Origin of the sequence: Gordonia sp. KTR9, assembly GCF_000143885.2 — a bacterium.
Taxonomy (GTDB): domain Bacteria; phylum Actinomycetota; class Actinomycetes; order Mycobacteriales; family Mycobacteriaceae; genus Gordonia.
This window is the reverse complement of the sequence record NC_018581.1, coordinates 1039864-1053871: the sequence shown is the minus strand read 5'-3', so window position 1 is coordinate 1053871 and position 14008 is coordinate 1039864. Positions and strand designations below refer to the sequence as shown.

At 69.2% G+C, this 14008-nt stretch carries 15 protein-coding genes and 1 pseudogene; 8 read left to right on the top strand and 8 right to left on the bottom strand.

What is annotated here, in order from left to right; genetic code table 11:
• Positions 1-124: 124 nt before the first annotated feature.
• Positions 125-1189, bottom strand: coding sequence for an LLM class F420-dependent oxidoreductase (locus tag KTR9_RS05580; protein ID WP_014925574.1), 1065 nt, complete (start codon positions 1187-1189; stop codon positions 125-127).
• A 141-nt stretch (positions 1190-1330) separates the two neighbouring features.
• Here KTR9_RS05580 and KTR9_RS05575 point away from each other — a divergent pair, with 141 nt between their 5' ends.
• From KTR9_RS05575 to menE, 4 genes are read left to right on the top strand one after another with little or no spacing between them, the layout of a single operon-like run.
• Positions 1331-2626 (top strand): inorganic phosphate transporter, encoded by a 1296-nt coding sequence (locus KTR9_RS05575; protein WP_049942622.1) that lies wholly within the window; start codon positions 1331-1333, stop codon positions 2624-2626.
• 2 nt (positions 2627-2628) lie between these two features.
• Complete coding sequence (locus tag KTR9_RS05570) at positions 2629-2910, top strand: hypothetical protein (RefSeq protein WP_014925572.1); 282 nt, start codon at positions 2629-2631, stop codon at positions 2908-2910.
• Between the two features lie 29 nt (positions 2911-2939).
• A complete protein-coding gene (locus KTR9_RS05565) occupies positions 2940-3308 on the top strand; it encodes a DUF3349 domain-containing protein (RefSeq protein ID WP_010842002.1) in 369 nt (122 codons plus the stop codon).
• Complete coding sequence (gene menE, locus KTR9_RS05560) at positions 3305-4465, top strand: o-succinylbenzoate--CoA ligase (RefSeq protein WP_083889017.1); 1161 nt, start codon at positions 3305-3307, stop codon at positions 4463-4465. Before KTR9_RS05565 ends, menE begins: the two co-directional genes overlap by 4 nt.
• An 83-nt stretch (positions 4466-4548) precedes the next feature.
• On the opposite strand, the pseudogene KTR9_RS05555 reads toward menE, so the two are convergent.
• Positions 4549-5423: pseudogene (locus KTR9_RS05555) on the bottom strand (DUF559 domain-containing protein).
• 170 nt (positions 5424-5593) lie between these two features.
• On the opposite strand from KTR9_RS05555, the gene KTR9_RS05550 reads away from it, so the two are divergent.
• Positions 5594-6463, top strand: a complete 870-nt coding sequence (locus KTR9_RS05550; protein WP_014925569.1) for a 1,4-dihydroxy-2-naphthoate polyprenyltransferase — start codon at positions 5594-5596, stop codon at positions 6461-6463.
• Positions 6464-6481: 18 nt separating this feature from the next.
• Here KTR9_RS05550 and KTR9_RS05545 read toward each other — a convergent pair whose 3' ends face one another.
• The 6 genes from KTR9_RS05545 to KTR9_RS05520 form a co-directional block, all read right to left on the bottom strand.
• A complete protein-coding gene (locus tag KTR9_RS05545; protein ID WP_014925568.1) occupies positions 6482-7378 on the bottom strand; it encodes a Clp protease N-terminal domain-containing protein in 897 nt (298 codons plus the stop codon).
• The gene (locus KTR9_RS05540) at positions 7371-7652 is read right to left on the bottom strand and encodes a hypothetical protein (protein WP_014925567.1); all 282 of its coding nucleotides are present in this window, start codon (positions 7650-7652) and stop codon (positions 7371-7373) included. The genes KTR9_RS05545 and KTR9_RS05540 overlap by 8 nt, the downstream gene beginning before the upstream one ends.
• A gap of 93 nt (positions 7653-7745) precedes the next feature.
• Positions 7746-10313 (bottom strand): FtsX-like permease family protein, encoded by a 2568-nt coding sequence (locus tag KTR9_RS05535; RefSeq protein ID WP_014925566.1) that lies wholly within the window; start codon positions 10311-10313, stop codon positions 7746-7748.
• Positions 10313-11014 carry an ABC transporter ATP-binding protein gene (locus tag KTR9_RS05530; RefSeq protein ID WP_014925565.1) on the bottom strand — a complete coding sequence of 234 codons (702 nt, stop codon included), beginning with the start codon at positions 11012-11014 and terminating at the stop codon, positions 10313-10315. The genes KTR9_RS05535 and KTR9_RS05530 overlap by 1 nt, the downstream gene beginning before the upstream one ends.
• Before the next feature lie 45 nt (positions 11015-11059).
• A complete protein-coding gene (locus tag KTR9_RS05525) occupies positions 11060-12223 on the bottom strand; it encodes a PLP-dependent cysteine synthase family protein (RefSeq protein WP_014925564.1) in 1164 nt (387 codons plus the stop codon).
• Positions 12220-12633, bottom strand: a complete 414-nt coding sequence (locus tag KTR9_RS05520; RefSeq protein WP_014925563.1) for a DUF4229 domain-containing protein — start codon at positions 12631-12633, stop codon at positions 12220-12222. Before KTR9_RS05520 ends, KTR9_RS05525 begins: the two co-directional genes overlap by 4 nt.
• A gap of 188 nt (positions 12634-12821) precedes the next feature.
• On the opposite strand from KTR9_RS05520, the gene KTR9_RS05515 reads away from it, so the two are divergent.
• The 3 genes from KTR9_RS05515 (at position 12822) to KTR9_RS05505 (ending at position 14005) form a co-directional block, all read left to right on the top strand.
• Positions 12822-13046, top strand: coding sequence for a BldC family transcriptional regulator (locus tag KTR9_RS05515; RefSeq protein WP_010842012.1), 225 nt, complete (start codon positions 12822-12824; stop codon positions 13044-13046).
• 140 nt (positions 13047-13186) lie between these two features.
• Positions 13187-13405: a hypothetical protein gene (locus KTR9_RS05510; protein WP_010842013.1), complete on the top strand. Its 219-nt coding sequence runs from the start codon at positions 13187-13189 to the stop codon at positions 13403-13405.
• 123 nt (positions 13406-13528) lie between these two features.
• Positions 13529-14005: a helix-turn-helix domain-containing protein gene (locus KTR9_RS05505; protein WP_010842014.1), complete on the top strand. Its 477-nt coding sequence runs from the start codon at positions 13529-13531 to the stop codon at positions 14003-14005.
• Positions 14006-14008: the final 3 nt, after the last annotated feature.

Sequence of the window (14008 nt, the reverse complement as noted above, 5' to 3'; positions counted from 1 at the left end):
ACCATCGTCGAAGTGTGGTGAAATGTCGCGGAATTGCACCCGAACAGCGAATGGCCGGAGAAACGAATACGACGACCTGTGACAACAGACCGCCGCATTCGGATCAACTCCACGATGAACGAGATCAGCCCCCGAAGACGTCGCGCAGCTGCTCGACCTCGGCGACACGCTCGGCGTGGGTCGGCGCGGTGGGCGAGGCGAGGATGCACGTGACGCCGGCTTCGCGGAACGCCGCGACCCGCTCGGCCACCTGGGCCTTGGAACCGATCAGCGACATCGACGTGACGAGGTCCTCGGGAACCGCGGCCGCGGCCTCCGCCTTCTTGCCGTCCAGATAGAGGTCCTGGATCAGCTTCGCCTCGTCGACGTAGCCGTAACGGACGGCGAGCTGGTTGTAGAAGTTCTTGCCGCGCGCGCCCATCCCGCCGATGTACAGGGCGGCGTGATGACGCACGAGCTGCTTGGCGTTGTCGATCTGCTCGGCGTCGTCGGAGATGCGCGCGGTGGCCTGCACGACGATGCCCAGATCGCCCAGCGACGCATCCCGCTTGGCCTTGCCCGCCGCGAGCGACTCACCGAAGGCCGCGTCGATCTGCTCCGGGTGGAACAGGATCGGCTGCAGCTCGTCGAACATCTCGGCGGCGAGTTCGATGTTCTTGGGGCCGATGGCGGCGAGGAGCAGCGGGATGTTGTCCCGCACCGGGTGGTTGATGATCTTCAGCGGCTTGCCCAGCCCCGAACCGCCGTGCTCCTCGTCGAGCGGCAGCGTGTAGTGCTTGCCCTGGTAGTTCAGCTTCTCGCGGCGCCAGACCATCCGGCAGATCTCCGCGTGCTCGCGGGCGCGACCCAGCGGATAGTCGTACTTGACCCCGTGGAATCCCTCGATCACCTGCGGACCCGACGCGCCGATACCGAGCACCGCCCGGCCGCCGCTGATGTAGTCGAGGCCGGCCGCGGTCATCGCCAGGTTGGTGGGCGTACGCGAGTACATCGGGAGGATCGCGGTCTGCAGTTCCATCGTCTCGGTCTTGGCCGCGATGTAACCGAGCTGGGAGACGGCGTCGAAGCTGTAGGCCTCCGGGACCGCGATGCGCTGCACGCCCGCCGCTTCGAAGTCCGCGAGGTTGTTGATGGTCTCGCGGAAGTCCCCCGCGTAGTTGATCGGCATGCCCAGCTTCATCGATGTCATGCCGTTGGATTCTTCCACAGGGACGCCCGGTTTCCGAGAGTCTGTTGAACGTCCGATAGGTAGGCCCCGCCCGGGTCCCGTTCGGCGGAACTGTGCCGGGATTTTAGGAAAATGGGGGCGGTAGGTCCCACAATCATCACCATGAGCGGCGAGATGCTGATCCTGGTGCTGTTGGTGATCACAGCCCTCGGCTTCGATTTCACCAACGGCTTCCACGACACCGGCAACGCCATGGCGACGTCGATCGCCACCGGCGCTCTCAAGCCGAAGGTCGCGGTCGGGCTGTCGGCGGTGCTCAACCTGGTCGGCGCCTTCCTGTCCGTGGAGGTCGCCGCGACCATCACCAAGGACGTGCTGGAGATCCAGCAGACATCCGGCCCCGACGCCGGCGAGCTGGTGGCCGGCCTGTCGGCGACGACGGCACTGCTGATCATCTTCGCCGGGCTCATCGGCGGCATCCTGTGGAATCTCTTCACCTGGCTGTTCGGCCTGCCCTCGAGTTCGTCCCACGCCCTGTTCGGCGGACTGATCGGTTCGGGGCTGGCCGCGATCGGGGTCAGCGGCATCAACTGGTCCGGGATCACCTCCAAGATCCTGATCCCCGCGCTCTTCGCGCCCGTCATCGCATGTCTCGTCGCGGGCTGCGGCACCTGGCTGGTCTTCGCGATCACCCGCCGGATCGCCGACCGGGAGAAGGAGAACGGCTTCCGCTACGGACAGGTCGCCACCGCATCGCTCGTCTCGCTGGCCCACGGCACCGGTGACGCCCAGAAGACGATGGGCGTCATCGCCATGGCGCTGATCGCGACCGGGCACCTCGAGGCGTCCAGCGTCAGCCACGGCCTCCCGTTCTGGGTGGTCCTCAGCTGCGCGGCCGCCATCGCGATCGGCACGTACCTCGGAGGCTGGCGGATCATCCGCACCCTCGGCAAGGGTCTCGTGGAGATCACCTCGCCGCAGGGCATGGCCGCCGAGGCCTCGTCGGCCGCCATCATCCTCACCTCGAGCGCGGCGGGTATGGCGCTGTCGACCACACAGGTGGCCACGGGCTCGATCCTGGGCTCGGGGGTGGGCCGCAAGGGCGCCCAGGTCCGCTGGTCGGTCGCCGGCCGGATGGCCGTCGCCTGGGTGACCACCCTGCCGGCCGCCGGCGCGGTCGGCGCCGCCTGCTACTTCATCGCGCACCTCTTCGGCGACGTCACCGGAGCGCTCATCATCTTCGCGGTGCTGGTCGCGGCGTCGGGCTACATGTACTGGCGCGCGCAGGAGAACAAGGTCGACCACGAGAACGTCAACGACGCCTGGGAGGGCGACGCCCGCGTCGGCGAGGAGTGGGAGGAGGCGGTCGCGACCGAGGAGAACGACACCAGCCTCCCGCTACCCCCGGTCATCCCGGCCGAGATCATCGTCCAGCACGACCCGGAGAGGAGCTCCTGAGAGTGGACACCTTCGAGGCCATCGGCAAAGTACTCGTCGTCGGACTGGCGTTCGGGGCAGGCCTACCCGCTCTGTTCGCCATCGGACTGCGAGTGCAGTCCCTCGGCAACGGTGCCGTCGACGCCGACGGGGCCGCCTCCGACCCGCATCCTGCGCTGAAGGCCCTGGCGTATGTGATCTTCGCCATCGTCATCCTGGTGATCGTCGTCGGGATCCTCTGGATCACCCGGCAGACGATCTACTACTACACCGGAATCAAGCTCTTCCCGTTCGGCTACAAGTGATCGTCCCCGCTTCTGATCGGAGCCACGCCGTGGACCGCCCGACGCTTCTGCAGAAGGTCGTGGAGTGGTTGCGCGCCGGATACCCCGACGGCGTCCCTCACAACGACTACATACCGCTCGTCGCGCTGCTACGACGACAACTGACCGACGACGAGGTGACCCAGGTGTCGGCCGAGCTCGTCCGCGAGTCGCCGCCGCCACCCGAGCCGATCTCCCGGATCGACACCGCAGTGAAGATCACCCACTACACCCGTGACCTGCCCCACGAGGACGACATCTCGCGGGTGCGTGCACACCTCATCTCCCGGGGATGGCCGTTCAGCGACGACCCCGACGGGGACGATCCAGACAGCGCCGATCCCGACAGGAACGATCCGACCGACGGGGATCCGTCCTGAGATCCCTGCGCCCGCTTCTGCTGCCCGCCACGCCGGCGGTCCTCGACCGGGTCGACGACCTGCGTGCCGTCCTCGACGGCTCGACGGCCGTGCTGCCCGTGCCCGACGACGCCCGCGCTGCGGCCGAACTCGGTTCCGCGCTGGACGTAGGGGCTCCGATCGACGACCGGGTGTCCCTGGTCGTCTCGACCTCGGGGTCGACGGGCACCCCGAAGGGTGCGCAGCACTCCCCCGCGACCCTCGCCGCGTCGTCGCGGGCCACTGCCGATCGCCTGGGCGGGCCCGGCAACTGGTTGCTGGCGCTCGCGCCCCATCACATCGCCGGCCTGCAGGTCATCCTCCGCGCGCTGACCGCCGGCCAGACCCCGGCGATCCTGGACTTACGTACCGGTTTCGATCCCGACGTGTACGCGCGTGCCATATGCGAGCTCGACGGTCCGCGGCGGTACACCTCGCTGGTTCCCACCCAGCTGGTCAAGATTCTCGACCATCCCGCCGCGACGGCCGCCTCGCGTACGCTCGACGCGATCCTCGTCGGCGGAGCGGCGACTCCGAAGCCGTTGTGGGACAGAGCAGTCGCCGAGGGCCTCCCGGTCGTCGCGACATACGGGATGAGCGAGACGGCCGGTGGTTGCGTCTACGACGGGCGGCCTCTCGACGGTGTCTCGGTCCGCATCGCCGACCCCGCCCCCGACGGCGTGGGCCGCGTCCTGCTCGGCGGCCCGGTCGTCGCCTCCGGATACCGCAATCTGCCCGACCATCCGGCGTTCGCCGAGCCGGGTTGCTTTCGTACCGACGACCTCGGGGTCGTCGACGACGCCGGGCTGCTCAGCATCGTCGGCCGCGCCGACGAGGCCATCTCGACCGGCGGGCTGACCGTGGTACCGCAGGTCGTCGAGGCCGTGATCGCCGACGACGCCGCGGTCGCCGAATGCGTCGTCGTCGGGCTCCCCGACGACCGGCTCGGCGAGGCGGTGACCGCGTTCGTCGTGGTCCGTCCCGGAGAACGCCTCGACGTCAACCGCATTCGCGGATCGGTCATCGACCGGCTCGACCGCTACGCGGCACCCCGGCGGATCGTCGAACTCGACGCACTCCCCCTGCGCGGCCCCGGCAAGTACGACCGCCGCGCGTTGCGGGCTCGCTTCGGTTCCTGAATTCAAGTCCGCCCCGATCGGCGACATCTGAGGCAGGTGTCGCCATTCGTGGCGCTGGGCGCACCGTTGCACGACAGCTGCATTCAGGCAGCGGTCGCGAGCGCCTGGCTGATCGACGTCGCGACGTAGTGGGCTCGGGCACGGAGGTCACCCCAGGTGTAGTTCAGCACCGTCCAGCCGGCCGCGATGAGCGCGTTGCGTCGGGCGCGGTCACGCTGAAACGTCTGCGCGTCGCGGTGGAAGGCAAATCCGTCGATCTCCACCGCCACCATCCGGTCGAGAAAGGCGAAGTCGATCACGTACCCACAGCTCGGATGGTTGGCCGCCCAGCCAGTGAGACCCGCGTCGCGCATGACCTGTACCGCGAGACGCTCCGCAGCCGACCGTGCACCGGTTTCCAGCAACGTAATCGTCTGCCCCATCTCGACAGCGCCGAGGCACCCGCGCCGACGCTGGTAGGCCTCACCGAGACGTTCGATGGTGAGAGGTGCTTCTGCAGTGCGGCGTCGATGACTTCGACGCCGCTTTCGACCGCACCTTCCAGCACCGACAACGCGATTCCCGTCACCCGAAGGTCGCTGCGTACCAGAAGGTCCGCGTCGGCGAGGGTGCGGTGAACGATCCGCACGCCCATGACCGCCCCGCCGTGCCGGCTTCGAGGTGCGGTCACGGTCATGACCACGGGTAGCTCGTCGACGACGCCGAGCCACCACGCGGCCGCGAGGCCCGACAGCACCGCTCGGGGACCTACCGACAAGGTGGCGATCCGAGCTCGGGTTCGTTCGGTCGCCGGATGATCGGCGAGCCGGTACAGGCGTGGTCCCACACGAATCCAGTCACCTGCCGCCACCCGGCGGCGGACTGCCCACCGGTCGAGGTCGTGTTCACGGGCCTGGGCCGCGGTGATCAGGCCGTCGTGGTCACGAGCGAGCGCGCGGAGTCCAGGGGGGAGATGCATGAAAAGTCAGACGCACCAAGCCTCACGCGGGTTCCACCCGCTTCCCCGCGTCGCGCAACCCTCCGCGACATCTGAGGCAGGTGTCGCGTCTCGTAGCGCGAGGAGCAACGTCGAGCGACACCTGCTGGGCCGCCGCCGCACCGGCGCGACCCCGTGACACGATGAACTCCGTGGCTACCCCTTCGCAGTGGATTCAGGGCGCTCGTCCGCGCACGCTCCCCAACGCCATCGCGCCGGTCGTGGCCGGCGTCGGCGCGGCCCTGCACGCCGGCGACGTGACGTGGTGGAAGTCGGTACTCGCGCTCGCGGTGGCCGTCGCGTTCATCATCGGCGTGAACTTCGCCAACGACTACTCCGACGGTGTGCGCGGAACCGACGACGACCGCGTCGGCCCGATGCGCCTGGTCGGCTCGGGTGTCGCCTCGCCGAAGGCCGTGAAGACCGCCGCGTTCCTGTGCTTCGGGATCGGCGCGGTCTGCGGGCTCGTGCTCGCGATCGCGACCGCGTGGTGGCTCGTGCTGGTCGGGGCGATCTGCATCGCCGGCGCCTGGTTCTACACCGGCGGCAAGCGCCCCTACGGGTACGCCGGTTGGGGTGAGGTCGCGGTGTTCACCTTCTTCGGACTCGTCGCCGTCCTCGGCACCCAGTACGTCTCCTCGGGCCGCATCGACTGGGTCGGGCTGGCCTGCGCGGTCGGCGTCGGCGCGATCTCGAGCAGCGTGCTGGTGGTCAACAACCTGCGAGACATCCCCAGCGACACCGAGTCCGGCAAGATCACGCTCGCCGTGCGCCTCGGCGACGCCCGGACCCGGATCCTCTTCGCGGCGCTGCTCCTGACCCCGCTCGCGATGAGCGTGGTGCTGGCCTTCGCGACCCCATGGGCGCTGGTCGGGCTGGTGACGTTCCCGCTGCTGTGGCAGGCCTACACGCCGGTGAGGACGGGTGCGGCCGGCCCCGGTCTGATCCCGTCGATCGGTACCACCGGCAAGGCGATGCTCGCGTGGGCGGTCGTCACGGCGGTCACACTCGCACTGACCTGAGGCCGGCCGTTCCCGGGATCAGACCTGGGCCTCGACGTCGGGCAGGATCGCCACCACGGCCGCGCGGAGTTCCGCTGCGGTGGTGGCGGATTCGATCAGTGCCCGCGATGCATCGTCGGCGGTGTCGATGATCCCGAGCAGCAGGTACTCGGCGCGCAGCCGTCGGTCGCCCCGTTCCCGCGCGATCTCCATGGCCCGGCCGAAGGCGTCCCGGGTGTCGCTCGCGAAGCGCGGCCGGGAACCCCGGCCTCGCGGTCCGCGCCGGCCGCGCCCCGGCTCCCACGGCCCCTCCCCGGCGAACGGTCCGCCCGGACCGGGGCCGAAACCCTGGCCCCAGGGACCCGGTCCGAAGGCGCCCGGTCCGAAGGCGCCCGGACCGAAAGGACCCGGGCCGAAAGGACCCGGGCCGAAGCCCTCGGGACCGCAGTCGGGCCGGGGGCCGCGACCGCGGCCGTGGCGGTGACCATGGTCCCCTCGTCCTTCCCCACGGCGTCCGTCCCCACGTCTCCCGCGACCACGACCTCGGGGTCCGCGCTCGGCGCGCTCGCCCCACCCGTCGGGCAGGTCCTCACCGAACCGCCCGCGCACCGCCTCGCGGACCTTGTCGAGGTCGATCCCGATCGTGCGCAGTGCATCTCGGTCCTCCTCATAGCGTTCGCGGAACGACTCGTCGTCGGCGGTCTCCGCGGTGTCGGACCGACCCGCGTGCTCGTCGTGGTACTGACGTACCGCCTCCCGGGCCGACGACAGCGTCAGGCCATGGTCGGCGAGCAGCGCGAACAGCGGGCTCCGGGCATTGCAGAGCATGCCCAGGATCAGGTGGTCGTTACCGAGTTGCCGGTGACCCAGGTCGCCGGCCTCCTGCGTGGCGAAAGCCAGCAGCATCTTGTCATCGCGACTGATTCGCTCAAACATCTGAATCTCCTTCTGGCCCGCTCGCACGGGCCTCACGTTGTGAGTGCTTCTGATGCACGGCCTGTCGGCTGATCTGCAGTACTTCTGCGATCGCCTGCCAGCTCCACCCGTTGGCACGGGCGTTGGCCACCTGCACGTCCTCGAGTCGGTCGGCCAGGGTGCGCAGTGCGCGTACCGCGGCCAGGCCCCTCGCCGGGTCGCCGCTCGCGGCGTCCCCGGCCAGCTCGGCGCTCGATGCGTCGGGTGCGGTGTCGGTGCTGTGGTCGTCGTGCATGGTGTCAGGTTATGTTGACACGACGGTCTTGTCAAGAATTGTTGACGAGCGGGGAATGCGGCATCTCGCCCGGTCGCGGGTCCGCGGGCCGTACTACTCGTTCTGGATCGACTCGCTGATGTTCATCCGGCCGGCACGGACCGCGGGTATGAACGCGCCGACCAGGCACAACGCGACCGCGATGGTCACGAAGAGCAGGGCCGACGGCCGCGGCGAGTAGAGCACGGTCAGCGACGTCGTGATGGTCAGGATCTGGTTGCTGAGCAGATGCATCGCAGCACCGAGGACGACGCCCACCACCGACCCGACCAGGGCGACCGCACCCGCCTCGGCGAGCACCGTGCGGGAGACGAACCTGCGCGAGGCGCCCATGGCCCGTAGGACGCCGAGCTCGCGCCGGCGTTCGAGAACCGACAGCAGCAGCGTGTTGAGTAGTGCGATCGCGGCTGCACCGGCGACGATCCACTGGATGGCGACCGCGAACGCGCCCGCCTGCTCGACGGTGGCCTGGGTCGCGGCGAGGGCCTCCGCGCCGCTGTAGACGCTGATCGGTTTGTTGCCCGTCGTCGGGACGTTCTGGACCAGCGCATCAAGGTCCCGGCGGACCTGAACCGGGTCGGCGTCGGGCGAGGTGATCACCTGCAGGTAGGTGTCACCGTCGCGATCGAACCAGTCGGCCAGCAACTCCTGCGACATGGCCGCCACCCCGGAATCGAGGGAGACGTAGTCGACCGTGTCACGCACCACCGTCTGCCGTGGGCCGTTGGGAGTCGCGAGTTCCACCGTGCTGCCGGTGTCCACGTCCAGCGCCCGCGCGAGGACATTCGACATCAGGATGCCGTCCCCGGCGAGCACTCTCGCCACCGCCTCCGGCGAGGCCTTGCGCATGAACGGAGCCCGCGAACCCGGCTCGAGCCCTTGCACATTCGCCTTGCTCTCGCCGATGTTCACCGCGGCCCACTGGCCACCGACCACCTCGGTGACGCCGGGAACCGCGGTGACGCGCTCGGCCACCGACGCCGGCAGGATCGGCCCCAGGGGCAGGGTCGCGGCCGACGTCGACGACACGTAGAAGTCCGGATCACCCAGCCCGTCGAGGGATTTCGACATCGAGGAGACCAGATTGTCCAGCGCGCCCGATGTCCCCATCCCGACCGCGATGGCCACCGCGACCGTCATCAACGTCGCCCACGCGCGCCGCGGGGCTCGCTCGGTGTTCACCGACGCGAGCTGCCCGGGACCGCCGAACCAGCGCGCCACCCGAACCACCGCCCAGGCCAACGGCTTCGACAGCGCGAAACACAGGAGCAGCGCGCCGACCAGATAGAAGACACCGGCGAGGATGGCCGGCCGGCCCGGCACCGTCGACACGATGACCCACGACGCGATGAGGCCGGCGACGCCGAGGACGGCTGCGACCACCACCGCGGGACCACGCCGGGACGCGGAGTCCGACACCTCCACGGGAGCCATCGCCTCCACCGGCGAGACCGCGAACACCGACCGCGCGGCCAGCGTCGTCGCCGCGACACACGCCACCACGCAGGCGATCACCGCGGCCGCGGGCGCATAGGCCGGCAGGTGGTAGTTGATGACGGTGCCGACCGAGTCGGCCGGTGGTTCGGGCAGGCTGCCGATCACGGCCCGCCCGGCCAGGATCCCGAGCGGGATGCCGAGCGCGCCGCCGACCAGACCCATCAACGCGGCCTCGCCGAGCATGTCACCGACGAGGTGAGACCGCTTGGCGCCCAACGCACGGATCATCGCGAGCGACCTGCGCCGCGACGCCACCGCCATGTTCATCGTGTTGAACACCAGGAAGGCGGCGATCACCAGCGACACCAGCGAGACCAGCAGGGTCGCATCGCGGGTCACCGAACTCGCGACCTCGGCCTGTTTGGCGCGGAAGTCCGGGTCGACCACCACCGCGCGGCCGTCCACGATGCCCTTCACCTGCGCGCGAACCGCGGACACGTCGGCGCCCGGTTCGGTCACGACGAGGATCGAGTCGAGGCGGCCCTCGAGTCCGACGAGCCGTTGCGCGAGATCGACATAGGCGAAGACGAAGCGGCCGCTGTTGAGGCCCGCGGCCTGCGCGTTGCCGAGCACTTCGAGGACCTCGACGTCGATCCCGTTGACCGACAGGCGGTCTCCGCGCTCGAGCCCGAGACCCGGACCGACGAACACGCCGGTACGCAGGCGATCGAGATCGACGGTCGCCGACTGCGGACCACCCGCCTGCTCCTGCTGCACGGCGGCTCGCAGACTGCCCGACAGCTGGGTGACGCGCTGGTCGGAGCCGAGCAGCGGCACGGCCGAACCGTCGACGACGACCGACCCGCGGATCATCGGCACGACGGCCGCCGCCGCATCGACGTCGCGACGGATCTCGCCGGCCAGGGACTCGTCGACCCCGGTGTCGGTGATGCCCGCGACCTCGATGTCGGCGACACCCGACACCGCGTTGTTGAACTCGCGCACCGATTCCGACGCCGACCCGTAGGTCCCGAGTACCGCGATCAGCAACGCCGACGACACGACCACCACCGCCAGCGACGTGAGCAGGCGCAACCGATGGGTACGGATCTCGCGCAGGTTCAGCAGCCGGATGCGCGTGAGACCGGCGAGCAGGGCGGAGGGTCGAGTACCCCGGCTCGGCACTAGGCGATCTTCCCGTCGCGGACCGTGATGGTGGTGTCGGCGACCGCGGCGGCCTTCGGATCGTGGGTCACCATCACCACCAGCCGGTCGGGCGTGTCGTGGGCGACCTCCGAGAGCAGTTCGAGTACCGACTCACCCGTCTTGGAGTCCAGATTCCCGGTCGGTTCGTCGGCGAGCAGGATCGTCGGGTCCATGATGAGCGAGCGGGCGATCGCGACGCGCTGCATCTGGCCGCCGGACAGCTCCGACGGCCGATGATCGACCCGGTCGCCGAGTCCGACCCGCCGAAGCAGTTCCACCGCACGAGGTTTCGCCTTGCGCAGGGACTGGTTGTCCAGGAGTCGCGGTAGTGCGACGTTCTCCCACGCCGACATCGTCGGGACGAGATTGAAGAACTGGAAGATGAATCCGACGCGGTTGCGCCGGAATTCGGAGGCGGCGGTGTCGTCGAGCGCGCCGAGATCGACCCCGTCGATGCTGATCCGCCCGGACGTCGGGGTGTCGAGAGCCCCGAGCACGTGCAGCAGGGTGCTCTTGCCTGCTCCCGACGGACCGACCACCGACACGAACTGCCCGCCGTCGATCGAGAGGTTCAGACCGTCCAGGGCGCGGACCCGTTCGTCGCCCATCTGGTACTCGCGCACCAGATCGACCGCCTCCACCAGGGCACTTCCGGTGCCGGGCGTCCGCCCGGGTTCCATCGACACTCCCGGATCGTAACCCACCCGCGGTGTCCGGCCCGGGTCTCAGGCGGTCCAGCGACCGGTGGCGAGGAACTCGTCGAGCACCGTCTCGGCGGGGCCGAGGTCGAACGAGCCGGTGGCCAGCCAGTCGTCGTCGAAATAGGTGGTCGCGTACCGATCCCCCGAGTCACAGAGCAACGTGACGATGCTGCCGGGCGTCCGCGCGGCGACCATCTCGGCGACGAGCGAGAAGGCCCCCCACATGTTGGTGCCGGTGGACCCGCCCACGCGGCGGCCGAGGAGATCGCTCGAGCGGCGCGCGGTCGCGATGGACGCCTCGTCGGGCACGCCGATCATGCGGTCGATGACCTGTGAGATGAACGACGGCTCGACCCGCGGGCGGCCGATCCCCTCGATACGCGAGCCGGTCTCGGCGGTCAGCGTCCCGTCCGCCGACTCGTACGCGGGCAAGAACACCGAGTTCTCCGGGTCGACGACCGCCAGCCAGGTGTCATGGCGCCGGTAGCGCACGTATCGCCCCAGGGTCGCCGACGTACCACCCGTACCGGCCCCGACGACGATCCACGTGGGTATCGGATGGTCTTCTTCGGCCAGCTGCGCGAAGATCGACTCGGCGATGTTGTTGTTGCCGCGCCAGTCGGTCGCGCGTTCGGCCATCGTGAACTGGTCGATGAAGTGGCCGCCGAGCTCGCCCTCGAGACGCAGCGCCTCGGCGTAGACCTCGCCGGGGTGATCGACGAAATGACACCGCCCGCCGTGGCGTTCGATCAGCGCCGTCTTGGCCGGGGACGTGCTCTTGGCCATCACCGCGATGAACGGGACGCCGATCAGCTCGGCGAAGTAGGCCTCGCTCACCGCCGTCGACCCCGACGACGCCTCGATGACCGGAGTGCCCTCGACGACCCACCCGTTGCACAGGGCGTAGAGGAACAGTGAACGCGCCAGCCGGTGCTTCAACGATCCAGTCGGGTGGGTCGACTCGTCCTTGACGTAGAGGTCCACACCGACCTCGCGAGCCCCGTGCCCGTCGAGTGGATCCCCGCCCGGTCCGTTGCCGGCGGGTTCGGTCCAGCGCGACCACGCGGGCAGTGCGACGCGCAGCAGGTGGGTGTCGGCACTGCGTCGGCCGTCGGCCTCGATGAGGCGGATGGCGTTCTGGGTCCAGGCGCGGTCGGCGCGACGGTCGACGAGCCGCGTCGGCTTCACTTCTCGCCGCGGAGCCGTGCCTGCAGATCGTCGTGCTTGGACCGGCGACCGGCCTCCAGGGCCGCGATCTCGCTGTTGACCTTCAGACGCAGCGTCTTGAACAGAACCATGCCGAGCGGGAGTGCGATCAGCACACCGAACACCGCCGCGACGAGGAACGGCACCTCGACGTCGGCGAGGCGTCCGCCGACCATGATGATCACGACCACCGCGGCGACGAGCAGCAGCCGCGCGAACGTGTAGGCGAACAGGGCGACCGCCAGGGTCATCGGGCGTCCACCGGCCTGCGGCGCGGTGTCCGCGGCGGTCGTCTCGCGGGCGGCGTCGCCGGGGGCGGCCTTCTTGCCGGGGGCGGGTTTGCCGGAGGCCGGTGTGCCGGGGACGGGGGTGGGGTCGTGCGGTTCACTCACCCCTCCAGCCTACTGGGCGGTCCTCACGCTCCCGCAGGTCGCAGGGCTTTGCACGCTCTTTACCTCCCGCTGACGGTTCGAGTACCTGGGCGATTTGCGTGTATTCATGAAGAACTCGTCCACCACGTGCAGAGCCGCTTCGCCACCTCCGGCGCGCCGACCGAGCACTCCAACACGCAGGGGGAACCATGACCAGCATCGAGACAGCACCGCCCGCGACCTACATCACGCCTGGGCTCGCCAGCCAGCACACGCTGACCCCCGGCCAGGTCGCCGCGATGTTCAACGTCAATCCGAAGACGGTCGCCCGCTGGGCGAGCTCGGGCATCCTCGGCTCGATCCGCACCCCGGGGGGCCATCGGCGCTTCCGCGAGGAAGACGTCGTCGCCCTGCTCAACCGTCGCACGCATTGACCCGCGTCGGGCCCTCCCCTGTCGCCGGCGGCCCGACCAGCCGGCCGGGACTCATCCGATCGGCCGAGATGTCCGGGTCCGGCCCGCGTTCACCCTGGTCTCTCAGGCATCTCACGTACGCTGGACTGCGGGAGGTTGTCATGATCTATCTGTTCGCCGTTCTGGGTCTTCTCGCCATCGGTTTCCTCATGTGGCGCGCCTTCGGACCCCATGCCGACGAGTCCGGCGACACCCCCTCGTCCGGCCCCCGTCGCGCCCGGCCGCGCGGCCCGCTCGGTCCCGACGACGACCCCGATTTCCTCCGCGACCTGGACAATCGCACCCGCGGTACCAACGGCACCGACGGTGACGAGATCTGAGGCGTGGGGGCCGGCAGAAAAGCTGAGACCAGGTTCAGAACGTCTCTACGGAACATACCCAGGGGTAGGGTATCGTCCACTTCACCATCGATTCCACGATGGCTGATCCGAGAGAAGGCGCCGTTGAACCCGGGACGATCTCCGCGAGGGACGTCAACCGATGACGACCTGAGCTTCGCCGAGAAGATCGGTTATCTCTTCGAACACAGTCGTGACGAGAACGGCATCCGATATACCGGCAAGAAGATCGCCGAGAAGGCCAACCGGCTCGGCTACTCGCTGTCCGACGCGTACATCTCCCAGCTACGCACCGGCAAGGCCCGGACGCCGTCGTTCCGTACGGTCGAGGCCATCGCCCGCGCCTTCGACGTCAGCGTGACCTACTTCCTTTCCAACCCCGACGAGGATCTCGAACGCGTTCGGCAGCAACAGAATTACGTCGAGATGCTCCAGGTGACCGGCAGCCATCTGTCCGGGATCGACATGGGTTCGCTGTGCCCGGACACGATCGACGCGCTCATCGACCTGCTCAAGCTGGTCAAGGCGCAGGCGCTCGCCAAGAAGGCCGAGGAGAACTCCCCGAGCGAGGCTTCCAGCTGACGC

What these genes read in the sequence shown, in the direction of transcription:
- KTR9_RS05530 (WP_014925565.1), bottom strand. Translation starts at nt 11,014, where the DNA reads ATGGAACCCGGGCGGACGCCCGGCACCGGAAGTGCCCTGGTGGAGGCG.
- KTR9_RS05510 (WP_010842013.1), top strand. Translation starts at nt 13,187, where the DNA reads ATGATCTATCTGTTCGCCGTTCTGGGTCTTCTCGCCATCGGTTTCCTC.
- KTR9_RS05540 (WP_014925567.1), bottom strand. Translation starts at nt 7,652, where the DNA reads ATGCACGACGACCACAGCACCGACACCGCACCCGACGCATCGAGCGCC.
- KTR9_RS05545 (WP_014925568.1), bottom strand. Translation starts at nt 7,378, where the DNA reads ATGTTTGAGCGAATCAGTCGCGATGACAAGATGCTGCTGGCTTTCGCC.
- KTR9_RS05575 (WP_049942622.1), top strand. Translation starts at nt 1,331, where the DNA reads ATGAGCGGCGAGATGCTGATCCTGGTGCTGTTGGTGATCACAGCCCTC.
- KTR9_RS05580 (WP_014925574.1), bottom strand. Translation starts at nt 1,189, where the DNA reads ATGACATCGATGAAGCTGGGCATGCCGATCAACTACGCGGGGGACTTC.
- KTR9_RS05515 (WP_010842012.1), top strand. Translation starts at nt 12,822, where the DNA reads ATGACCAGCATCGAGACAGCACCGCCCGCGACCTACATCACGCCTGGG.